26 protein-coding genes and 2 pseudogenes are annotated in these 21,388 nt (G+C 62.3%); 8 read left to right on the top strand and 20 right to left on the bottom strand.

Translation table 11 applies throughout. The features are described 5' to 3' along the window. The first annotated feature begins 691 nt into the window (after positions 1 to 691). Positions 692 to 928 carry a hypothetical protein gene (locus tag NDO48_RS30365; protein ID WP_267322135.1) on the top strand — a complete coding sequence of 79 codons (237 nt, stop codon included), beginning with the start codon at positions 692 to 694 and terminating at the stop codon, positions 926 to 928. Here the strand turns inward: NDO48_RS30365 and NDO48_RS30360 are convergent. The 8 genes from NDO48_RS30360 to NDO48_RS30325 form a co-directional block, all read right to left on the bottom strand. Then, complete coding sequence (locus tag NDO48_RS30360) at positions 922 to 1,236, bottom strand: hypothetical protein (RefSeq protein WP_267322136.1); 315 nt, start codon at positions 1,234 to 1,236, stop codon at positions 922 to 924. The genes NDO48_RS30365 and NDO48_RS30360 overlap by 7 nt on opposite strands. Positions 1,237 to 1,302: 66 nt before the next feature. Beyond that, positions 1,303 to 1,632, bottom strand: coding sequence for a DUF736 domain-containing protein (locus tag NDO48_RS30355; protein WP_267322137.1), 330 nt, complete (start codon positions 1,630 to 1,632; stop codon positions 1,303 to 1,305). 798 nt (positions 1,633 to 2,430) lie between these two features. Further along, the gene (locus tag NDO48_RS30350; RefSeq protein WP_267322138.1) at positions 2,431 to 2,703 is read right to left on the bottom strand and encodes a hypothetical protein; all 273 of its coding nucleotides are present in this window, start codon (positions 2,701 to 2,703) and stop codon (positions 2,431 to 2,433) included. Then, positions 2,700 to 3,101: a DUF3085 domain-containing protein gene (locus NDO48_RS30345; RefSeq protein WP_267322139.1), complete on the bottom strand. Its 402-nt coding sequence runs from the start codon at positions 3,099 to 3,101 to the stop codon at positions 2,700 to 2,702. Before NDO48_RS30345 ends, NDO48_RS30350 begins: the two co-directional genes overlap by 4 nt. After that, positions 3,098 to 3,412 (bottom strand): hypothetical protein, encoded by a 315-nt coding sequence (locus NDO48_RS30340; protein ID WP_267322140.1) that lies wholly within the window; start codon positions 3,410 to 3,412, stop codon positions 3,098 to 3,100. The genes NDO48_RS30345 and NDO48_RS30340 overlap by 4 nt, the downstream gene beginning before the upstream one ends. Beyond that, on the bottom strand, positions 3,409 to 3,588 hold the full coding sequence (locus tag NDO48_RS30335) for a hypothetical protein (protein WP_267322141.1): 180 nt from the start codon (positions 3,586 to 3,588) through the stop codon (positions 3,409 to 3,411). Before NDO48_RS30335 ends, NDO48_RS30340 begins: the two co-directional genes overlap by 4 nt. 167 nt (positions 3,589 to 3,755) lie before the next feature. Continuing rightward, a complete protein-coding gene (locus NDO48_RS30330) occupies positions 3,756 to 3,944 on the bottom strand; it encodes a hypothetical protein (RefSeq protein ID WP_267322142.1) in 189 nt (62 codons plus the stop codon). Between the two features lie 352 nt (positions 3,945 to 4,296). Beyond that, positions 4,297 to 5,244, bottom strand: coding sequence for a recombinase family protein (locus NDO48_RS30325; RefSeq protein ID WP_267322143.1), 948 nt, complete (start codon positions 5,242 to 5,244; stop codon positions 4,297 to 4,299). Between the two features lie 405 nt (positions 5,245 to 5,649). On the opposite strand from NDO48_RS30325, the gene NDO48_RS30320 reads away from it, so the two are divergent. The 4 genes and pseudogenes from NDO48_RS30320 to NDO48_RS30305 all read left to right on the top strand — a co-directional run bounded on the left by NDO48_RS30320 (position 5,650) and on the right by NDO48_RS30305 (position 9,204). Continuing rightward, positions 5,650 to 6,798 (top strand): RHE_PE00001 family protein, encoded by a 1,149-nt coding sequence (locus tag NDO48_RS30320; protein WP_267322144.1) that lies wholly within the window; start codon positions 5,650 to 5,652, stop codon positions 6,796 to 6,798. 379 nt (positions 6,799 to 7,177) lie between these two features. Then, on the top strand, positions 7,178 to 7,789 hold the full coding sequence (locus NDO48_RS30315; protein WP_267322145.1) for a hypothetical protein: 612 nt from the start codon (positions 7,178 to 7,180) through the stop codon (positions 7,787 to 7,789). 141 nt (positions 7,790 to 7,930) lie between these two features. Beyond that, positions 7,931 to 8,023 (top strand): annotated as a pseudogene (locus NDO48_RS30310) (helix-turn-helix domain-containing protein); the annotation flags it as partial. A gap of 314 nt (positions 8,024 to 8,337) precedes the next feature. Then, positions 8,338 to 9,204, top strand: a complete 867-nt coding sequence (locus NDO48_RS30305; protein WP_267322147.1) for a hypothetical protein — start codon at positions 8,338 to 8,340, stop codon at positions 9,202 to 9,204. 845 nt (positions 9,205 to 10,049) lie between these two features. Here NDO48_RS30305 and NDO48_RS30300 read toward each other — a convergent pair. The 8 genes from NDO48_RS30300 to NDO48_RS30265 form a co-directional block, all read right to left on the bottom strand. After that, positions 10,050 to 10,832: a hypothetical protein gene (locus NDO48_RS30300; RefSeq protein ID WP_267322148.1), complete on the bottom strand. Its 783-nt coding sequence runs from the start codon at positions 10,830 to 10,832 to the stop codon at positions 10,050 to 10,052. Between the two features lie 98 nt (positions 10,833 to 10,930). Beyond that, positions 10,931 to 11,188 (bottom strand): hypothetical protein, encoded by a 258-nt coding sequence (locus NDO48_RS30295; protein WP_267322149.1) that lies wholly within the window; start codon positions 11,186 to 11,188, stop codon positions 10,931 to 10,933. Next, positions 11,185 to 11,412: a hypothetical protein gene (locus NDO48_RS30290; protein ID WP_267322150.1), complete on the bottom strand. Its 228-nt coding sequence runs from the start codon at positions 11,410 to 11,412 to the stop codon at positions 11,185 to 11,187. The genes NDO48_RS30295 and NDO48_RS30290 overlap by 4 nt, the downstream gene beginning before the upstream one ends. Positions 11,413 to 11,563: 151 nt before the next feature. Further along, entirely contained in the window at positions 11,564 to 11,809 is a 246-nt protein-coding gene (locus tag NDO48_RS30285; protein WP_267322151.1) for a hypothetical protein, read from the bottom strand. Next, positions 11,806 to 12,834 carry a Fic/DOC family protein gene (locus tag NDO48_RS30280; RefSeq protein WP_267322152.1) on the bottom strand — a complete coding sequence of 343 codons (1,029 nt, stop codon included), beginning with the start codon at positions 12,832 to 12,834 and terminating at the stop codon, positions 11,806 to 11,808. The genes NDO48_RS30285 and NDO48_RS30280 overlap by 4 nt, the downstream gene beginning before the upstream one ends. Then, positions 12,831 to 13,112: a hypothetical protein gene (locus tag NDO48_RS30275; protein WP_267322153.1), complete on the bottom strand. Its 282-nt coding sequence runs from the start codon at positions 13,110 to 13,112 to the stop codon at positions 12,831 to 12,833. Before NDO48_RS30275 ends, NDO48_RS30280 begins: the two co-directional genes overlap by 4 nt. Positions 13,113 to 13,234: 122 nt before the next feature. Continuing rightward, complete coding sequence (locus NDO48_RS30270) at positions 13,235 to 14,155, bottom strand: DUF2493 domain-containing protein (RefSeq protein ID WP_267322154.1); 921 nt, start codon at positions 14,153 to 14,155, stop codon at positions 13,235 to 13,237. A gap of 297 nt (positions 14,156 to 14,452) precedes the next feature. Further along, positions 14,453 to 14,818, bottom strand: a complete 366-nt coding sequence (locus NDO48_RS30265; protein WP_267322155.1) for a toprim domain-containing protein — start codon at positions 14,816 to 14,818, stop codon at positions 14,453 to 14,455. 99 nt (positions 14,819 to 14,917) lie between these two features. Between NDO48_RS30265 and NDO48_RS30260 the strand changes: the two are divergent. Further along, positions 14,918 to 15,268: pseudogene (locus tag NDO48_RS30260) on the top strand (phosphotransferase); the annotation flags it as partial. Further along, the gene (rnhA, locus tag NDO48_RS30255; protein ID WP_267322156.1) at positions 15,265 to 15,744 is read left to right on the top strand and encodes a ribonuclease HI; all 480 of its coding nucleotides are present in this window, start codon (positions 15,265 to 15,267) and stop codon (positions 15,742 to 15,744) included. The pseudogene NDO48_RS30260 and the gene rnhA, both read left to right, overlap by 4 nt. A 20-nt stretch (positions 15,745 to 15,764) precedes the next feature. Here rnhA and NDO48_RS30250 read toward each other — a convergent pair whose 3' ends face one another. Together NDO48_RS30250 and NDO48_RS30245 are read right to left on the bottom strand one after the other, a co-directional pair. Continuing rightward, on the bottom strand, positions 15,765 to 16,250 hold the full coding sequence (locus NDO48_RS30250; RefSeq protein WP_267322157.1) for a peroxiredoxin: 486 nt from the start codon (positions 16,248 to 16,250) through the stop codon (positions 15,765 to 15,767). A 92-nt stretch (positions 16,251 to 16,342) separates the two neighbouring features. Then, on the bottom strand, positions 16,343 to 17,149 hold the full coding sequence (locus NDO48_RS30245) for a protein-disulfide reductase DsbD domain-containing protein (protein ID WP_267322158.1): 807 nt from the start codon (positions 17,147 to 17,149) through the stop codon (positions 16,343 to 16,345). A 147-nt stretch (positions 17,150 to 17,296) separates the two neighbouring features. On the opposite strand from NDO48_RS30245, the gene NDO48_RS30240 reads away from it, so the two are divergent. Continuing rightward, on the top strand, positions 17,297 to 17,905 hold the full coding sequence (locus tag NDO48_RS30240) for a YqgE/AlgH family protein (protein WP_267322177.1): 609 nt from the start codon (positions 17,297 to 17,299) through the stop codon (positions 17,903 to 17,905). Here the strand turns inward: NDO48_RS30240 and NDO48_RS30235 are convergent. Together NDO48_RS30235 and NDO48_RS30230 are read right to left on the bottom strand one after the other, a co-directional pair. Then, on the bottom strand, positions 17,896 to 20,736 hold the full coding sequence (locus tag NDO48_RS30235) for an EAL domain-containing protein (protein ID WP_267322178.1): 2,841 nt from the start codon (positions 20,734 to 20,736) through the stop codon (positions 17,896 to 17,898). The genes NDO48_RS30240 and NDO48_RS30235 overlap by 10 nt on opposite strands. Before the next feature lie 50 nt (positions 20,737 to 20,786). Next, positions 20,787 to 21,383, bottom strand: coding sequence for a GNAT family N-acetyltransferase (locus NDO48_RS30230; RefSeq protein ID WP_267322159.1), 597 nt, complete (start codon positions 21,381 to 21,383; stop codon positions 20,787 to 20,789). Between the last annotated feature and the right edge of the window lie 5 nt (positions 21,384 to 21,388).

Below are 21,388 nucleotides of genomic sequence, written 5' to 3'. Positions count from 1 at the left end.
GAGACCGCGATCAGCCGAAGCGTAGCGAGGCCTTGACTGCCCCGAGAAGAAAAAGGGGGAGGGGTATCGCCCACCCGTAGGGCGGCGAGCGCAGCGAAGCCGTGATCGCGTAGCGATTATGGGGATGCCGCCTTTTTCTGGCCCGAAGGGCGCGGGGCGGTTGATCCCGGTCGAGACGCCGGTACGAATTAAAGGGCGTAGGGAATTATTTCGTCTTCGTCGCCAAGGAGGCGGCATGGAGTCTGCACTGCCCAGCTGATGGCGACATTCGGCGGCCATGCCGTCATGCTGACGATCGAGTATCTCGTCCAGTGCCGCCTGGTCGAGACGCAGACGCAAGGTCGACTGTGCCGGCGGCGATCAGCTGCTCCATCGTGGTCCGGCGTATCGAACCGGATGGCATGGCGGCGTGTTTGCCTGTTGTCGCTGGCGGGGGTGTCGCCGCCATGATGCTGCGTTCCGGGCAACCGGCGCGGTTTGCCCGATCTGGCCGGGCCATCCGGGGCAGGGGAGGGCGGAGAGCAGTGTGATCAGGATTGCCGGTGGGTAACTGCTGACGCGACCAAAGAGATAGTGCCAGCATGGGCGGGGGGGCTTCGGGCGAGCGGCCACAGCAACGAAATATGCGCTGGTTGGCCGCACAAAGCAGAAGAATCTTGGCCTTGTGGAGAGGAGGACAGGAGTTGATGCAATGATTCAAGTGAAACTGCGATTGACCATGCTGCAGGCCGAAGCCCTGCTGACGCTTGCGCAGGAAGCGGAGCCGGACACGCTGGAATATTCCAGGCGCGCGCAGCGCGCTGGAGAGGTGGCGGCGGAAAAATTGATGATGGCCATCGTTGAGGCCAGAGAGGCGAACGGCGAGCAAAAAAAGAGCCCGTGCCGAAGCACGGGCGAGGTGGGCCGTTTGGCCTTGGGAGGTCAGTGATAGGCGACGCCGACGTAATCCAGGATCAGGTAAGGATCGTGGTAGCAGGCGTCCTGCAGGTCAGGACGGGCGGCGCAGGTGGCGGCGTAGACGGCCAGGTCGGCCGAAGAGAGATCGGCGATATCGTTGCCGTGGGCCATCCAGGCCTTTTCGAGGTCGGAGGCGCAGCCGCGGCCGGCTGCACCGCACTGGCCGGGATCCATGGCAGCGATGTCCTGTTGAGGCGCCGGCTCCTGCGTGAAGGACGGCAGGGTGATGTAGATGTTGATCGAGAGGGCGATTGAAGCTGCGGAGAGAAGGCGTTTCATGTCGGTCTCCTGCGGTTCGGGTGAAGGGAGAGCCCCCGCCACTGCGGCGGGGGCTCCTGCGAGGCCTCAGTTGGCGTCGCGGGGGTTCCAGATGAGGACGAACTTGCCGTCTTCGTCGCCCGGCGCCGGAGCCATGTTGGCGTAGATCGTGCCGAACTCGGGGGCGCGCAGCGTCACGGAGACGTACTCGTTGCCGGTGTTCTGGGAGACGCGGTTCCAGCCTGCGCCGAGTTCGAAGCCGTTGCGGGTCGCGATGACGCGGAAGTCGGGTTCGCGGCTGTCGTCGCTCTTCTTCTTGTTCTCGACCAGTGCGATCGGTGCGCGGATGGCGAGGGTGGTGAGGGTGCCGGCAAAGCCGTTCTTGTTGGCGGTAAGCTGGGCGATGGTTGCAGACATTTCAGTTCTCCTTGGCGAGCGGGGTAATTCCCGATGACGCCCATGAAAATCGGCAAGCGAGAGCGGGGTCAGCCGTAGCGCAGCGAGGCCTTGACCGGACCGGCAGGAAAAATGGGGGAGGGGTATCTCTCACCCGTAGGGCGGCGAGCGCAGCGAAGCCGTGATCGCGTAGCGATTATGGGGAAACCCCCATTTTTCCGCCCCGTAGGGGCCGGTTCGGTTGATCCGGATCGAGACGCCGATCGAATAAGGGCGTTAGGGAATTAATCCGTCTTCGTCGCCAAGGAGACGGCAAGGCGTCTGCACTGCCCGGCTGATGGCGACGTACGGCGGTCCTGCCGGCATGCTGATGATCGAGCCTGCGGCTTGATGCTTCCTGGTCGTGACGCAGATGCGGCGACGATATGCCGGAAGACGCCAGTTGCTCCATCGTGATCGGTTGCGTGGAACCGGGTTTGCAAGGCGGCGTTTTGTCCTCCCTGTCTTCACCGGCAGAGTTGTCAGGTCCATGAGTTGCGTGCCGAGTTGATGGATAATCAGCCGAACTGGCCATGTCCGGGCAGCAGCGAAGGGCTTTTGTTCGTCTCAACTGGGACTTTACGTGAATCAGCGGCTTGTCAGTGCGCTGATGGATGGCTGGCCGGGCCTTCATTGCTCGGGCAGATGTGTCAGGTTGCGGCCTCTTGCATCGCGACCTATCGATCGCTGACAACGGCAGCAGGTGGAGCGCTAATGGCACCTAGTGGGTACCGCATGTGCGGGCCTACGGCTCCGGCACCAAGCGTCAGATTTCGACCACTAGATGCCGAACAGGTCGCATTGCACCGGTTCGGCGGCTTTGCGGGCAGCACCGCATCGCCCGCTTGGGCAGACGCCATATTGGCCGGCGGCGTCTGCGGCGAGGTCGCGGGCGCCGTGGACGCCATGCGCGAAGAGCGGATGTCCGGACGGGCGCTTGCAGGGGGCGCCGATTTTTGCTCGACAGTCAGGGCATGCGACCTCAAGGGCGGGATCGCGCGGCCAGGAACGGTCACAGCCGGGTTTACGGCAGTACATGGCCCGGTCGGTCATGTTTGCCGCCCGGCTTTGTCTGCGCGCGGCGTATAGATGACCTCGAAACTGTCGGGTGACATTTTGATGATCAGGTCCGAGCCGGCGGCAACGGCGTTGCGAATATAATCGGCTTCGATGAAATCGACGCCGTCATCGCCGCCGAAGGTGGCGTGTTTGACGTTCCACCAGGCGTCGAAACACATGATTTTCGGATTGCATTCGGCGGCGTAGACGACGGATGCTTTCTGATCGCCGACGACGCCGTTGTGCAATAGGTAGACGCCTTCGTCGCCGACCAGCCAGAAGCCGGCGGGGTCGCAGACGTGGTAACGACGGCGGATGCCGTGCGGCCAACGCGCCTCGGCCTCCTGGAGCAGCGATTGCAACTCAGCGTGCTTGAAGGTGAGCGATGTCATATCGTGTTTCTCCGGAGCGGGGGTTCGGTGGTGACGGCACGGCGCAGCGCGTCGAGACATTCGAGGCGCTGCATGGCTGGGCTGGAGAACTCACCGATCTCGGGGATCGGATCGTACGAGAAGTAGAATCGGCCGTTTCCGAACCGCACCATGCGGTAAAGGACGCCGTGTTCGCTGATTGCGCCGATGACGGCGCCGTCGGCGTCGTAGAGGCGAAGCGAGCGCGCGAGCACCTGGTAATACCCGAAACATTCGTTTCGGATTCCTGCGAGCGGAACGAATGACTTGCCGTTGAGGTGGATGATGGTCATTTGCGTTCACCGCAAATGACGCGACCGTCATTGGAGATGATGGGCTTGGAGCAAAGTGCTCCAGGCGGTGGAGAGACCGCGATACGGTCTATGTCGGCTGGCCGGCTGGCCGGCGCCGTGCAGGCGGCGGTGAGGCCGGCCAAGGCGAGTGCCGAGAGGCGCGAGGCGATGTTCATCGAAGAGCTCCGTCAGGAGCGGGTGAGGCGGAGCCTCTCTCTGCCTCTTGCCCGGTCCATCAGGGACCGGGTTGTCTCTCGCTCTGGATGGCGTGCGCGTGTCGGCTGACAGGCGGTGGCGGCGGTGAAGCGGGAAGCCCCCGCCGTTAGGGCGGGGGCGAAGGCGGCTACGCCGCCGGTTCTTCTGCCTTTTCGATGCTGGCTTCATAGCTGGCTTCGACCTTGGCGAAGAAGGGAATGGAGAACGATACGGTCAGCTTCAGTTTGCCCTTCTGGGTCAGGCGGGCCATGAGACGGTTGACGAACTTGCGGATACGGCGGCCGGTGTGCTGGCAGTAGGTTACGAGCGTTTTCATTTAGGCGACTCCTTGAGAGCGGTTGTTTGCAATCTGCGTAGCTCGAAGACCTGGAGCACGCGCCGGCGCACCCGAAGGGCCGCAACGCAGTGGAGGACGGCGAAGCCGTTGCGCTGGTGAAAAGTGCGGAAGGTATCGTGCGCAGCATAAAGATTGCAGACAGCTGCTCGGAGATCGCCGGTGACGCGCGGCTTGCGTCAGGACAGAACTTGGTGCCGTGGAAGTGCGGGCGACCGTGGGAAGGCAGAGAGAGATCCAGGGCGAATTGAAGCTGACCGTATCGTTCGTGCGGACCGAGCGAGGTCAGCTATTAGCGAGTTTCTGGCCGAAAGCGGGGCGTAGCTTGTCGTAGCTAAGTTGGCGTCGGCGCATTATTCTCGATAATCACTGTGAGGCCCGCGCGTCGCGCCCTGTCGAGCAGGTTCTTGACCGATGAGGGAGACCATTTCGAGCCACCCCGCGGGGTTCGTTCGTGCAAGCGCTCAAGCTGGCCAGCGATCTCGCGGAGTGTGAGGTCCGGGTTCGAGGCATGGATGCCAGCCACCAGCGTCATCAGCCGGTCTTCCGGCAGACGGGGAGGGGACTTCTTGAGCAGCCCAGGGTCGGCGAGATGCTCGGCGACGAGCCATTTGACCGCCCGGCGCAAGCGCTCCGGAGTCCAGTTGAGCCCTCGCTGCTTGAGCACGCGGGCAATGTCGTCCCAGGTATGGTCCGGCCGCATGCGGCGCACCGTCGGCAGCCATTGGTTTGCCGAAACCTGAATCCGGGACCCATAGGCTGCCTTCTGCGCGGCCGTCATCTTAGCGAGCGTCTCGGGTCGCCGTTCACGGATCCCGGGATTGCCGGGAAGCCGGCCTTTCGCCTTGGCGGCTTTGATACCGGCCTTCGTTCGCTCGGAAATCAGCGCCCGCTCGAGCTGGGCGACGGCACCGAGCACCTGCAGAGAGAACATGCCCTGTGGCGTCGACGTGTCGATCGGATCGCGCAGTGATCGGAAATGTGCACCTTTCTCGCCGAGATCCTCGATCACCTCCAGTAGATGACTGACCGAACGCGCCAGGCGGTCGAGGCGAACCACGATGAGGGTGTCGCCGGCGTCGATCTCGCGGAGCAGCTTCGCAAGGGCAGGGCGGGTGCGCGAGGCACCGGAGCCGTGCTCCTGGACGATCCGGTCACAGCCTGCTGCGCGCAGCTCCATTTCCTGCGCTTCAGTCGTCTGCTCGTCCGTGGAGACGCGCGCATAGCCGATTTGCCGGCCCTGTGGTCGACGGGAAGCGCGATTTTGCGTGTCAGCGGCCATCCGGAGCGCCTGATAGAGGTATTGAGGGCGGTTTTCCAAATACAGAAGATACGGATAACCGATCGGTTGTAAACGTCTTTAGCAACCCTTTGCATCGGCCCTACGGCCTCGGTGAGCTTGAAAAGCACCGTTTTTCAGGCTCCAGAGAGCCCTAGGGCGTGGTGCTGTACAGTCCCGATATGGGCCAATTATCGATAGTGAAAGTTGCCCCCCAGGAGAGCCGGTGTGAGTGAAGCAAAGTGCAAGATAGCTTCAGCAAGTCGAATCGGCTAAAGCGATATCAATGGCTTACGACGTCACCACTTTGCATCAAGAGAGGCTGTAGACGGGCCGCAAGCGGGTGCGCCGATTTTTGCCTAAGGATTTCAATTGGCAGCGCCAGAACGAAGGGCGGAACGACACCCGATGACTGTTTTTGACTTTGACCGTACCGATGCAATCCCGTGGCGCGAGCTCGCGGGACCGCTCGTCTCCGCAGAGGATTCTTTGGCGCGCCTCGATGAGCGGCTGGCCAGAAGTCCGGTGCGCGAAGGTTCTGTCGCGCGCGCTCACTTCTTCGACGCCGCCGCCGCGCTGTGGCTCGAGGGCGAGCTTGTCCATGTCGAGGATCTGGTCCTGCACGACACCCACATGGACATCCGCACGCCGACTCACGAGCTCACCCGTGCCCATGCGGTGCTGCGGGCACGGCGGTTGATTGTTGCCAACAGGCCGGACTGGGCGCTGAGCCCGAACGGCCTAAGACAATTGCGCGGGCGTGGCGCTAGCACCCCGGACGCTCTGCCACCGGAGATTCATGCGACGGCAGCGGAGGGCGCAGGCGATGAAGAGGCGGATGAGCCGGCCAACGACGATCTGAACGATGGCCTCGGCGCCGAATTTGCCGCCATCGATGCGCTGCTCGATCGCACGCGGAATGTGCTCGACGGGCTCTCCGCCGCGCCGGTGTCGCGACCGCAACAGGTACCGACGGGCGAAAAAAGTCCGCTCGTCTACGATCCCGACTGGGACGAGGAGGAACGGCTGTCGGACTGGCGGGCCGTGTTGAACCGGACCACGGGCCAGCCGCCCGTGCTCAGCGCCGCCCTGCTATGGGATGCGTGGGAAACACAAGAACCGCTGCAGCATCTGCCCTGGCTCGGACACTTGCTCGTGGGCGCCATGCTCAGGCAGGCCCGAAAAACGAGCGCTCACCTCGTCTGTCTTAACACCGGGCTGCGCGCCATTCCGCGCGAAAGGCGGCGCGCCCGCGACAGGACGGCGCGACTGATCGGGTTTCTGGAGGGCGTCACTGAAGCGGCCGTCGCCGGGCTGAAGGAACACGATCGGCTGATGCTCGCCCGGGAACAGATGGGGCGCCGCCTGCGCGGCCGGCGGGGACATTCGAAGCTGCCGCAACTCGTCGACCTCGTTCTTGCGCGGCCGCTCGTCTCCAGCGCGATGATCGAAAAGGACCTGAAGGTGACGACGCGTGGGGCGCTTAATCTCGTCGCCGAACTCGGCCTGCGCGAGATCACGGGCAGGGGGCGTTACCGGGCGTGGGGGATCCTCTGATAGCTCCTATGCGCTCGGAAAGAGCGTCTGGCACGCCGGCGTGCGACCGGCACTACCGTGCTATTGCGAGCCGCTTCGTCTTGGCAGCGGGACAGGCTTCCCACTTCTTGGGTCAGACGTTACCGCGAGACCTTGCGCCCGCGCGCTGCTTGCGCCATATCTGGACCATGGCGAAACATGCAACTACCGCTCGGCGCTCGGCGTCATCAGGCCAGTTTGTCACTACGAAGGGCGCCAATTCGGTTGGACGGACCAGTGACGGGGTTGTGATCCTGAAGCCTGCCACCAAGCCGACGCATTTCACGCAAAGTGAGATACGAGGCACGATTAAGGAAGTGAAGGGGAGCGACGGCCGCTTATCGAGTAGTAAGAATCTTTGATGGCTGCGCATCCGCGCAATGTGTTCATCAATTGTGCCTTCGACGCCGAATTTGAACCCCTATTCCACGCGATAGTTTTTACTGTGATTCGGTCAGGATTCCGTGCGCGGTGCGCGACCGAATCTGACGACGCGGGAGAGAACCGCTTCTCGAAGATTCAGCAAATCGTGGAGGAATGCCGCTACGGCATCCATGATATTTCGCGAACTGAAACCAGCGGCAATCCTCCTCTGCCTCGTTTCAATATGCCGCTCGAACTCGGCCTTTTTCTTGGTGCCAGACGCTTTGGCGATGGCGATCAAAAGAAGAAAAAGACCCTAATCCTTGACCGTGAGCAATATCGATTTCAGAGGTTTGTTTCGGACCTCGCCGGCCAAGATATTCACTCGCACAATGGCGACGTTTCGACCGCGGTGCGTGAAGTGGCAACTTGGTTGCGCACTCAATCGAGGTCGACCACTGTACCGGGCGGAATGAAGATCGCCGACGAGTTCGCCTTATTCCAAGAAGCCTTGCCCGCGATCTTAGGGCAACAAGGACTTGTAAGAGCCGAGATGACATTCGGCGACTACACGGCTATTGCCGTGGCATACATCAAGGAAAACGCCTGAACGTTGTGAGCGGTCAGAGGACCAGCTCGCCCGCCTCGACGAAACTGTGCGACGAAGCTCGATCGGAGAGGGTTACATTGAACGCGGACATTTTTTCGATTCAGCGGCCAGCATGTGGATCGCTGGGGAGCTCGTGCATATGTGACGCGTCGCGGCGCGCTGAACCTCGTTGATACACCGGTCGTCCGCGAGATGACGGGCAGGGGACGGTATCGCGCCTGGGGTGTGCTGTGACCCCAAGCCCGCCGGTGCGACCTTGGGAAAAGAGATCGTCAAGGTCGACGTCCTGCGGGTTGACTTATCCCAGATGAAACAGCGAAAAGAGCATCGCTCTTTTACGAGGGCGTGCGCCAGCAGTCTAACCCCAAGCCCCCCGCCCAGGCTGCTGGCGCATCTGTTCTCCGCTTCGCTAGCTGTTCTCCGTCGATTTCATTCAACATAGCAGTGCGCACACTCGCGACACTCTTTTTGGCGCCATTTTGCCGTTTGGATGGTGGGTGGCGGGCGATGATGATATCGTAGTGGCCGGGAAGTATTTGGGGAGGGGGATGCTGAAACGTATTCTGATATGGGTCGCGATCATCCTCGCGGGACTGATTGGCTATGCCGTCAAGAACACCTTCGGCATCGCAGATCAAACCATCTGGCTGGCGATGACGGCTCTCATGCTGGTCGTGGTCAGTTTTCAGTTCGACGGACGGCTGAATGCTCTTGAAGAACGTGTGATCCATAAGGATTACAGCGGGATCAAGGCGCTGATCGGGGAAGGAAAGCGGCACAAACCTCAGCACCAGCGGCCGAAGTCACTGGTCGAAGGAGGGGCGGTCAAATCCTTCATCACTGCCGCCCACGAGATTCTCTTCGAGGATTTCAGATGGTTCGGTGCCATGCTTAATCAGCATATTGCGGAGCCGTGGGCGATCGAGGAACTGAATGACACCGATGTCCGAGGCATCGACGGGCCCGAGGTTGGACGGCGCTATCAGGTCTATTACTACGCCTGCCAGATGGGCACCATGCAAGTCACTGCAGGCGGGCATGAATGGATTTTTCGACCGGAAACATTCGCCGAAAATCGACAAGCGCGAGTGGAGGTCGATCTTAACTACCTTCGGTTCGTGCCTTACGACGATACTCACAGCCTGATCAGCACGGTCGCACTTTTCATCGGCAAATTTGGTGATGATGGAGACGTGGCGCGCACCAAAGCATCGGCCGTTGCGACCGCTGCTTTGACTGGACACCTTTGGGAGTCCGTCAGAAATCCCGACATCGACATGTCGTTTGAATTTAGGACGGAAGGACCGTACGAGCTTCTGAGGGACGCGACCGATCACTGGAAGGCAAACGGCATCGATCCGTTTGAAAAATGGGACGGGGATAGGTCGTGGGCAGATCAAAATGCTGATGCATGACTCCGTGGGAGGGGATTAAATGAAATGGCTAAGAACCCTGTTTGGGGAAAAAGCGCTTTAGTTGGAATTGGGCGCCGCCGGGGGTTGGCCTTCATGGCCGCATGACTCATGGATGCGGCCGCCGAAAATTGCGATCAGGCACAGGAGCAGAAAGAAGGTCGAATTTGAGTTCATCGACGAGCCTCCCTGCGATTATTGGAAGTCGGACCTATCGTTTGACCGATCGCAGCGTTTGAACGCTGCCCATGCATCGGACGCTTTTGCGCTGCAGGCGATGTCTAGCCAATGACGGCGTTCCTTTTCGCTGAGTGCGTTCCACCATGCCATTCCGAGCTTCTCGTCCTCGGTCGGTAAGGGTTCGGTCGTCATGATCGATCTCCGGCGTTAGATGGAATTTCCGGCGGGCCTCGCAATCGGCATCGAACCTGGCTAGCATTCTATGCTCCTATTGCCTCAGAGGAGCTGCTGCGATTCCCATTCTCAAAGCGGTCATTGTGGGTAGCCTGGCCCACTTCGCCATTACGTTCGTCATAGGGTTCCTGTTCTCTTTCTCAGAAGCCCTGTTTAATCTGCAATTCTCCATACCCAGCTGGCTCGGTATGACCGTGGCCCAACTTGAGGTCGCCGGCGCAATTGCGGTGGCACTGCTTTTCTACCGCGACAGATCACGCGCAGAAGAAGAGCATAGCGGATTGCTCCGGTCAGAAGAAGACTAGGATGAGGGGATCCATCCCGGCCGACCTTCCCGCTCCGCATCAGTGGGGACGCTCCTTCTGCTGGATGTTCTTGGAGCGCCGAAGGATGCCACACCCCCGCGGCTCGCCCATATCATCTGAAACAGGCATTCACTTCCGGTACAGATAGGCCGGCTCGTCGGATTCCGGATCAGGTTCACACCTGCCGCCTCCAGACCAGCTGCTATCGTAGCAACGGCGCAGCGCGCGGTCTCTCAATCGCTCCAGACGCTGCTCAGCTATGGCGCGCCACCAACGTGCTTCAAGGACTGGCCATCGGTCGCCGGGGATCGTGCAGACCTGCGCCAGCTGGTCACCATTGCAGCGAAGGGGAATCGGTTCAGGCCCGTGTCGAACGATCCCGACCAGTGCTCGCGCGCTGCGCTGATCTGCGGGCGGCGGAGCATCGTTTCGCTCGGTCTCGCCCCAGCGTGCCATCGTCCGTGTCGGCTCGTCCTGTCCGGTGAGTTCCGCCAGGGGAGGCACGCGAATGATTTGGCCACCGTCCGAATAGGCATTTTCGAAGCCCGCCGTCATCTGCGGGCCCCTGTCTTCCATGTCGGTCCCGATGACCGACAACACCTGTGTGGCGTGCGCATGTGCATCTGGCGTTCCTTCGACAGGTCGGAACCGGTACGCAAACCTGCCGCCTTTGGGGTATCGCAGTTGCACTTCGGCATACCGGCCATCGAGGCGGATATTGGTGGCCGGACTGTCGCCCACGGTCTTGGTCCATGCATCGGGAGGGACCGGGATTGTGTACACCACCACAACGCCCCCGTGATTCAGAAGATCGCCGTTGAGATCTATCGTCAGGTCCGGCAGGGGCTCGCCTGCGCTATCGCTGACAGCGATCAACAAACTTGCTGCCGCCAGTAAGGCCTTGAATGACATCGACGGGTTTGCCCTTCATGGCGGGATCGCATCGCTGGATGTAGTCGACAGCGCCGGCGAGATTGTTGGGATCGATGCGCGCTTTCATGCACGCGGTCTCATATGCGGGGCTTGTGACGCAGGCCGCGCGGGTCGAGCATGTCGGGGCCGAGCAGAATTTCGAAGCGGTGGATTTCGGCGGGAGCGACGTTCATGCGGTGTCGCACGGTTGCGTAGCCGACAAGGAAGAAGATGAGCCAGGTGCCGATCGCGGCGGATTCGTTGAGGATGAAGGGCAGGAAGCTGGTGAACAGGACGAAGTAAAAGACGTTTGTCGGGATCCCAAAGAGGAGGTCATCGGCTTTGAACATGGTCATTCGCGGTTCTCCTGTTTGAAACGGCGCTGATGCTGGCGAAGCGCGGTGCGGATAACGAGATAGAGGAAGGCTACGGCGGCGCCGAAGGCAGACATCTCGACGAGGAAGATCTTCGCCAGGTCAAAGAAGGGCAGGATGACGGCGTACTGATCGTGGACGCGATAGGCGATCCAGACGCCGGCGGCGATCATCAGCAGGGCTATGAAGAGGTGGAGCGGAAACATCCCACCAGCCCGCGATGCGGCGCGGACTGGCGGGCGTTTTGCGTCGGCTGTCTCCTGGCGCGACGCAAGGAGAATGTCTGTTTGGCTCGTATCCACGCTGCGCAAGGTAAGTGCGAAGCGTTTATGAGGCAACTAAGAATTATACGATCGGCTAAGATTTGGATTGGGATTTGGTCGGCCGCGATGGGAGCAGGGCGGCTTCTGCCGGGGGCAGATGGCTGGCGATGGCGTTGACGATTCGCTTTGAGTAGATGTCGCCGCGGGCGTTCATGACGACGATGTGGTAGGGCGTACCGATTTCGCGGGCGATCTGGCCGAATCCGGACCCGGCGGATTTGAGCGCCAGCAATATCCGCTGAAACCGGTCGCGATCATAATTGTAGTGGGTTGGCTTCATCGCGATCGGTACTGTTCGGACGATTTTGGCGGGGTGAGCACTGCATGGCTCGGCGAATCTTGCGGTTTGTCGTCACTGCGGTCCGCAACGGCTTTTGCGCCAGATCTGCTATCGGTTTTGTCGGGTGTTTTGATCGGGGTTTCGCGCTCGACGGCCTTTGATTTGGAGAGTGGTTCGAGCGCCTGGCCGATGGTTGTGGAGACGCGATCGTTGGGGAAGGGGCGCTTTTCGAAGTTCGCGCCGGCGACGGCGTTGACGGCACGGCCGTTGCTGACAAGCACGGTCGAGTAGGAGACATCGAGGACCTGGCCGGAGACTTTGTCGCCTTTCTTTGGGAAGGAGATTTCCGGTTTTCCCATGAAGCGCAGCACATGGGCTGTCTGCGATGTGATGCGGCCGAGATCGGGGTGATTGCGGTCCTTGCCGATCTGGTGCGCGGTGAGGATGGTCTTGATCAGGTCCTTGGGCTGGCCGACGGTCGCCTTGGCCAGCGCATCGCGGGTTTCGGAGGCGCGTTCCCAAAGCGTATCGTGGTCGAGCTCGAAGCCGCGTTCTTGCGAGAATTGGCGCACGAGCGCGCCGACAGTACGGGTATTGCCTTCGCGGAAGGCGTGGACTTTCCAGATTGCGGCCATGTGACTGGCGAATTTCGAGGCTGAGGTCAGCTTGTCCTTATCGTTCCATTCGAATTTGGAGAGAGCGGACATTTCGCGATCGAGATCGGTAGTGATGGTCTTGTGGTGGCCATATTTGACCGAATCGCCCTGCAGGACGGGTTCGGGCTTATCCATATCATAGATTCGCGGCTTTCCGGCCCATTCATAGAACTGGCTGAAGATGCGGCGATTGATCTCGAGGAAATGCGAGGTGTCGTATTTGCCTTCGACCGGATTTCTGGCGAGGTCGATGATGGCATCGTTGGTGATGGCCCGTTCGGCGGTCGAATGGGCGACAGGATCGGTGATCCCGGGACGGTTCCTGAGAACACTCGTCCCGGGATAGCAGTAGGGGTCGTCGGCGCTCATGCGGCGCTTTGCTTGAGCGAGTTGCTGTAGCGAGTGGCGTAGGAGACGACATCATCGATCGTGATGATCTTGCGATTGAGCGTCAGTGACAGGAACTCGTCGAGGGGGGCGAGTTCGTTGCCCGAACCGCGCATGATGGCGCGGCTGGAACGGCTTGCTTCATCGGACATGGCCTCGATGTGGCGGGTGAAGATCGATCCGTCGCCGATCGCCAGGAAGGCGTCGAAGATGGTGTCGACCTGCGCCTTGGTGTCGATGATGTCGGGGATGCGGGCCATGTCGGAGATCCTCGTTGATGGCCTAATATAGGCATTCCGAGGCGATTTTGCCAGCGTCTGGAGAGGGTTGGTCGTCATGGTGATGCTCCTTTCGTGAGGTGATTGAGAGGTGGGGTGACGGCTCACGCCGCCACCTCCTGGCCGATGCGCTTGACCGGAATTCCGAGCCGGCGCGCTTTGTCGATCATGTTCTCGTGGATGCCGGTGCCGGGGGCGGCGATGAGCCCGATCGGCATCTGGTCGAGCAGTTCGTCGTTGCGCTTGAAGGGCGCTGCGTTGCGGTGCTTTTTCCAGTTGGGCTGGAAGCGAACCTGGTGGACGCCGCGGGCTTCGGCCCATTTCGAGGCGATCAGTTCCGCGCCGTGCGGGGTGCCGCCATGTAGCAGGATCATGTCGGGGTGTTTTTCGAGCGTCTTGTCGAGCGTTTCCCAGATCAGATTGTGGTCCTGATAGTCGCCGCCGGTGAAGGCGATGCGGGTTCCGGACGGGCAGTGCGTTTCGGCTTCCTGTCGGCGCTTGGCCGAGATGAAGTCGCGGCCTGCGATGACTGCGGCCGTCAGGGTGCGGTGGCTGACCTTGGAGCCTGTGCGCGGCAACCAGGCGGAGCCGGTTTCGACGCGATAGTGATCGGCGGCCAGATCGCGTATGGCCTCGAAGGCGTTGCGGCTTTCGGTGAGGGTGAGGCCTTCAGTGGTGAGCCGTTCAAGCTCGACGGATTTGACTTCCGAACCATCCTGTTCGGTGAGGCTTGCGCGCTGCCGGCCCTCGTTGTCGTCAAGGCGCTTCTGGATTGAGCCGAGGCGGCGATGGAAGATGTTGGTGAGCGACCAGAGCATTTCCTCGGTTTCGTCTTCGAGGCGCGTCTCGGCGAACATGTCGGTCATGGTCGAGACCAGGGCGGCGACGGCATGTTCGACGGTTTCGAGTTCGGGCAGCGGCCTGAAGTCTGCTTCGTCGGAGAGTGGCTTGACACCGTAGAGCGCCAGTTCGTCGAGCAGTGGGGCGATGTTGCTGGTGGTTGTGGGAGGTGCGGCGTGTAGCATCGTGCTTTCCTCGTTTGGTGGTGGGCGCCAGGCCCGGAATAGCGATGGGTTAAGCGGCAGGGGCCGGCCTTTGGTCAGCCGAAGCGCAGCGAGGCCTTGACTGTGCCGCGAGGAAAAAGCGGGAGGGGTATCGCCCACCCGTAGGGCGGCGAGCGCAGCGCTGCCGTGATCGCGCTTAGCGCGATTATGGGGAGACCCGCTTTTTCTGGCCCGCAGGGAGCGGCGCAGTTGACCGAGCCGGGCACGCCGCTTCTCTCCATCGCGACCGGGTCTGGCGTCTAGCGCCGGCGTGGCAAGTCAGGCGAAGGTAGGCCGCTTCTCCCTTGAGGCGGCACTCAGCCGCTCGAAGGTGGCGTGATCGAGTTGGCGGGCAAGCGCATCGCGCAGGGCTGGCAGGCCGTGTGCGCGAAGATCGTCGTTGAAATCGTTAGCGCGCGGGGTGAGCGGTGCGATCTGAAGTCCGCGCGGTGAGAGACGTTCGCGCAGGAGGCCAAGGGCGCGCGCACCGGCCTCGTCATTGTCGAGTGCAACAAAGAGCCGGCGGACATGGGCCGGTGGTTCGAAGGCTGCGAGATGGTTTGCGGTCAGGCAAGCGGCGAGTGAAGCGGCTGGAAGGGCCGTGCCGACAGAAAGGATGGTTTCGAGGCCTTCGCCAGCGATCATGTCTGGGTCCGATGTTGAAGCGAACCGCACCGCGTTGCCGTGCAGCGCTCCCAGCACGCGCTTCGGTTCGTCGATCGCGGCAAGTGACGATGACCTAGCAGGCTGTCGGGCCTGATCGACTTCTATTTCGCCTGCAACGACCTCTACGCCTACGACCTCGCCACCTGCCTCAACGCCTGGTGCTTCGAGAAGGACTTTTCCTTCAACCTGACCAAGGGCACGGCACTGCTGGACGGCTACCAGAGCGTCCGGCCGCTGAGCGAAGCCGAGAAGGCGGCCCTGCCTATCCTGGCGCGCGGCTCGGCCCTGCGCTTCATGCTGACCAGGCTCTATGACTGGCTGACGGTACCGGATGGCGGGTTGGTCATGAAGCGCGACCCGTCGGAGTACATACGCCGCATGCGCTTCCACAGGACGATCAAGTCCGCCCAGGAATACGGCCTGAAATGACAAAGCAAATCGAGATCTTCACTGACGGAGCCTGTTCGGGCAATCCGGGCCCTGGCGGCTGGGGCGCCATCCTGCGCTACAACGGCAAGATCAAGGAACTCTCCGGCGGAGAGGCCGAGACGACCAACAACCGCATGGAACTGCTCGCGGCGATCTCGGCGCTGAACGCGCTGAAGGAGCCGTGCACCGTCGACCTGCATACCGACAGCAAATACGTCATGGACGGCATTTCCAAGTGGATCCACGGCTGGAAGCGTAACGGCTGGAAGACGGCCGACAAGAAGCCGGTGAAGAACGGCGAGTTGTGGCAGGCGCTGGATGAAGCCAACAAGCGTCACCAGGTGACCTGGCATTGGGTCAAGGGCCATGCCGGGCATGAAGAGAACGAGCGCGCCGACGAACTGGCGCGCGAAGGCATGGCACCCTTCAAGGCCGGACGCAGTGCGCCGGCAGGATTGCGCGCCGCCAAGAGCTGACGGCGTGCCCCGCGTTTATCTCAAAGCTGTTCGAGGATACGGGCTGCGCCTGAATCGATCGCCTGACCAGCTGCGCCTTCGACGTTGAGCTGGGCGACCTTGCCGTCCTCGACAACCATCGAGAAACGCTTCGAGCGCAGGCCCATGCCGGCGGCCGAGAGGTCGAGGTCGAGGCCGGTTGCGCGGGCGAAATCGCCGCTGCCGTCGGCGAGGAACAGGACCTTGCCTTCACCGCCGCTGAAGCGCGCCCAGGCGCCCATGACGTGTACGTCGTTGACCGAGACCACCGCGATGGTGTCGACGCCGCGCGCGACGATGGCGTCATGGTTCTCGACATAGCCGGGCAGGTGATTGTTGCTGCAGGTGGGCGTGAAGGCGCCTGGCACCGCAAACAGCACGACCTTCTTGCCGGCGAAGACTTCTTCGGTGGTGAGGTTCTTGGCGCCGTCGGCGGTCATCGTCTTGAAGGTGGCGCTGGGCAGCTTGTCGCCAATGGAAATGGTCATGGAGGTCCTCGTGGCAATGAGATTGAAATCGGGTGGGCCGCTGCGATCCACTAGCGCAGATGCGTGGGTTATCCAATGGGTGGCGGATTGGCTCAGGGGTAGGGTAGATATCCTTCGACCGCGCCGGCTGAGCTGATCAGGGTGTAGGGAATGCCCTTGCCGGCAGGCTTTGACGTGGGCCGTTCGAGCACCTTGAGCGAGAAGGTGAGCTTGCCCGCTGCCTCGTTCCGCTCGGGCGTGCCGAACTGATACCCATCCACGCCGGCGACGAAAATATCGATGCCCTCGGGATCTCCGGGGGCGGTCGTCGCAATCGAGATCGTCTCGCCCTCTGCTGGCGCCAGCGTGGCGCCGAAGTCCGGCTGGGCGGCAGAGGGGAGGGCGGCGAGCGCTGCCGCTACCAGCGCGGCATCACTGGCATTGCCTGGGTCGGCGGCGGGGTCGACTTCCAGCCGCGCCTGCACCGGAACGCAGATGGTCTCGCAGATGCCGAGGAACACGTCGGCGGCAATCGCCGTCGGCTCGCCGGGGGCGGGTACGGTGAAGCTGACCGGCAGGCGGACGGGGAAGTCGTAGCCCGCCCATTTGGCATAGCCGTCGTCGTGCCGCTGCGGTGCGGGATAGGAGATTTCGGCGGCCGAGACGTTGCGGCTGGCCGAGATGTCGACCTGCGGCGGCACGCCGGAATTGCCGGGGTCGCGCCAATAGGTCTTCCAGCCGGGCTTGAGCTCGATGTCGAGCACCCCCTGGAGCTTGCCTGAGGCGTCGGGCTGGCCGGCCGTCACCAGCCGAAACCGGCCGCCGTCGGTTTCGAACCAGGCAGACGACGATGCATGGGCGGGTGCTGCGGCCAAAAAGGCGGTGCCGAGGCAGACGGCGATCGGGAGCGTGAATTTCATGGCGGTGATTTGATAGTCTCCGGCGGCGTGCGCAACCTGCCTTACGTCACGTTGCCATCATTTTTGCGTGACGCCACGGGCCAAAGGTGAACACGTAGTCCCCTTGAGCCATCTTTCAAGACGGCAGGAAACGCGTTACCTTTGGCTATGGACCTCTTACGCCAGAAGAAGGGCGCCTCGCAGCGCGGTTTTCTCGACGATCAGTTCCTCATCGCCATGCCGGGGATGAAGGACGACAGGTTCTCGCGCGCCGTCATCTACATCTGCGCCCATAGCGACGAAGGCGCCATGGGCCTGATCATCAACCAGGTCCAGCCGCTGCTCTTTCCCGATCTCCTGGTCCAGCTTGGCATCCTCGACGAGCAGGAGGCGATCCGGTTGCCGATGAAGGCCAAGGACTTCATCGTCCGCAATGGCGGGCCGGTCGACCGCAGCCGCGGCTTCGTGCTGCACACAGACGACTACAAGGTCGAATCCTCGCTGCCGGTTTCGGACGAGATATGCCTGACGGCAACCGTCGACATCCTGCGCGCGATTTCGGCCGGCCGTGGGCCGCGCCATGCGCTGATGGCACTTGGCTATTCGGGTTGGGGTGCAGGCCAGCTCGAAAGCGAGATCGCCGAGAATGGCTGGCTGACCTGCCCGGCGACGTCCGAGCTGCTGTTTGACGCCGACATCGACCGCAAATACGACCGCATCCTCGCTGCGCTCGGGATCGACCTGGCGCGATTGAGCACGGCAGCCGGTCACGCCTGAGCGAGCGGGTACTGTTCCTTCAGCATCTTGAGCGCCTGGTCGCCGGGAATCGGCGCGCCGAACATGAAGCTCTGCACATATTCGCAGCCCATCTGGCGCAGTTCGAGGGCGTCGCTCTCGTCCGAGATGCCTTCGGCGACCACCGACAGCCCCAGTTCGTGAGCCATGTTGACCATCGACTTGATCAGCACCGCGCGCTTGGGCGAGGTGTCGTCGACGAAGCTCTTGTCGATCTTGATGGTGTCGAAGGGGAAGCGGGTCAGGTAGGACAGCGACGAATAGCCGGTGCCGAAATCGTCGAGCGACAGGCCGATGCCAAGCTGCTTCAGCTTGGTCAGCACATGGTTGGTCTGCTCGGGATTGTCCATGACAAGCGATTCGGTGAGCTCGAGGCGGAAGCAACGCGGCTTGAGATTGGCCCGCGCGATGACCGAACGGACGTCGCTGACGAGGTCTCGGCGGATCAGCTGGCGGCTCGACAGGTTGACCGAAACGGACAGCGGGGCGTCGTTGATCTGCTTTTGCCAGTCGGCCAGGTCGTCGGCCGCGCGCTGCATGGCAAACAGGCCAAGCTGGACGATCAGGCCGCAGCTTTCGGCGACCGGAATGAAGTCGCCCGGCGGGATCATGCCGCGGCGCGGGTGGTCCCACCGGAGCAACGCTTCGAAGCCGGCGACAGTGCCATCCTCAAGCCGCACGATCGGCTGGTAGGCAAGCGTGAACTCCTTGCGCTCGATGGCGCGGCGGAGATCCGATTCGAGCTGCAGGCGATCGGTGCCCACGGTGCGGAAGGCCGGGCGGAACGGTTCGATGCGATCGCCGCCGAAGCGCTTGGCCTGGTGCATGGCAAGCTCGGCGTCCTTGACCATGTCTTCGGCCGAGGCCTGGGCCGTGGTCCAGGTGATCAGGCCGACGGATGCGGTGAGCACGATCTCGCGCTTGGCGAAGGTGATCGGCGCCTTGATCGCCTGCTTGATGGCGTCGGCCACGGCCGCTATGCGCGTGGGGTCCTGCTCCGACAGAAGCATCAGGGCGAACTGATCGCCGGCGAAGCGCGACAGCGAGTCCTTCGGCTTGAGCAGGCGGTGCAGGCGCCGCGCAATGGTCAACAGGATCGTATCGCCGGCGGAAATGCCGAGACCGTCATTGACCAGCTTGAAGCGGTCGATGTCGATGACGAAGACCGAAGGCCGCACTTTCTCCTCGGTGCGGGCGATCGAGATGATCGCCTCCAGCCGGTTCATGAACAGTTCGCGATTGGGCAGGCCGGTCAGATTGTCGTGCACGGCGTCGTGCAAGAGGCGTTCTTCCGACTTCTTCTGCTCGGTGACGTCGACCATCGTGCCGACGCAGCGGATCACTTCGCCGTCGGAGCCGATCACCGGCCGGGCCCTGAGCGAGAACCAGTGATAGTGGCCGTCGGCGCCACGCAGGCGGAAGCTTTGCGACACCCGGCCACGGCGGTGCTCCAGCACGACGTCGAGCGTCGTCCGGAACGTGTCGCGGTCGTCGGAATGCAGCACGGGCAGCCAGTTGCGCGCGGCCCCGCCAAGGCTGTTGGGAGCAAGGCCCAGCTGGATCGACACGTCGGGGCGGGTGACGACGCGGTCGCGCAGCACGTCCCAGTCCCAGACGATGTCGCCGGAGCCGGAAATCGCCAGCGCCTGGCGCTCCATGTCGCTGAACAGCCCCTGATGGGCCCCGCCGCCGGCGAAGGCATGCTGCATGACGGTGAAGCCGATGAGCAGGATGATGAGGATCAGGCCGCCGCCGAGGGCAGGCTGGACGATGTCGTTGTCGAGCACGCCGGTGATCGCCATCCACGAGCCGCTCAGCCAGATCAGCACCATCGCCCAACTGGGAACCAGCATGATGGCGCGGTCGTAGCCGCGGATGCTGAGATAGACGATAAGCCCAAGGCCGGTGAGTGCGGTCGCGGCGAAAGAAATACGCGCGATGCCGGCGGCAACGGCGGGATCGATGATCGCGACGCCGGCGATCAGCAGCAGGCCGATGATCCAGACGAAGGCACCGTAGCTGAAATGGCCGTGCCATCGGTTGAGGTTGAGATAGGCGAACAGGAAGACGACGAACGTTCCTGCCAGCGCCACCTCAGTCCCGGCCCGCCATATCTGCTCGTTGCCGGGCGAGACCTCGATGACCTTGTTGAGGAAGCCGAAGTCGACGCAGATATAGGCGAGTACCGCCCATGCCAGAGCGGCCGTTGCCGGGAACATCGAGGTTCCCTTGACCACGAACAGGATGGTCAGAAACAGCGCCAAAAGGCCGGCGATGCCGATGACGATGCCGCGGAACAGAGTGTAGGAATTGACCGTGTCCTTGTAGGCTTCCGGTTCCCACAGATAGACCTGCGGCAGCTTGGGGGAGGCGAGCTCGGCGATGAAGGTCACCACCGAGTTCGGATTGAGGGTGACCAGGAACACGTCGGCGTCGGGGCTGGCCTGGCGGTCGAGGGCAAAGCCTTCGCTTGGCGTGATGGCGGCGATGCGGCTCGAGCCGAGGTCGGGCCAGAAAAGGCCGGAGCCAACCAGCCGGAAATGCGGCGCGACGATCAGGCGGTCGATCACCTGGTCGGTGGTATTGGCCAGCGCGAACACTGCCCAGTCGCCGGACGAGCGCTTGTCGTTGGCCTCGACCTCGATGCGGCGCACGATGCCGTCGAGGCCCGGCGCTGTCGAAACCTGAAAGTTCTCGCCCTGATTCCGGTAGATTTCGACGGCGCCCGAGAGATTGAGCGCGACGTCGTCGCGGGAGATCTTGATCGGTTCCACGGCGAGTGCCGGCGACACCGCGCAGACACTAGCGATCATGGACACGATGAGCGCAAACAGGGGCGCCAGCAGGAGATGCTTCGACAAGTTCAGGCCTTCATGGTGACAGCTTGCGGGTCGTCCGCGATCAGTGCGTAAAGATAGTGGTCGTGCCATTCGCCGTTGATCCTGAGATAGGATCGCAAAAGTCCTTCGCGCCGGAATCCGGCTTTTTCAAGCACGCGGACAGAGCGCGCATTGTCGGGGATACAGGCAGCCTCGATCCGGTGCAACCGGAGCGTATCGAAAGCATGCCGCGCCACCAGCCTGACGGCATCGACCATGAAGCCCTGGCCGGCATAACGTTCGCCGATCCAGTAGCCGATATGCCCGGTCTGGGCGACGCCGTAGCGAATGTTGCCGAGGGTGATGCCGCCGACGAGCTTGCCGCTCGAGTTTTCGTAGATGAAGAAGGCGACAGCCGTGCCCTGGATGAACTCGTCCTTGTAGCGCGAGAGGCGGATGCGCCAGGCCGAGCGATCCAACTCGTCGGGTGCCCAGCGCGGCTCCCAGGGTTCCAGGAACGAACGGCTTTCAGCCCGGAGCGCCACCCACTCGTGATAGTCGCGCCAGTTCGGCAGCCGCAGGCTGACGCGTTCGCCTTTCAGTGCCGGGGTGTCGCGGCGAAAGAGCGAGAACGACAACATGCGTG

It is taken from the genome of Aminobacter sp. MET-1 (genome assembly GCF_026521175.1).
Classification (GTDB): Bacteria; Pseudomonadota; Alphaproteobacteria; order Rhizobiales; family Rhizobiaceae; genus Aminobacter.
The sequence above is the reverse complement of the archived record's forward strand: the minus strand, read 5'-3'. Positions and strand labels throughout refer to the sequence as shown.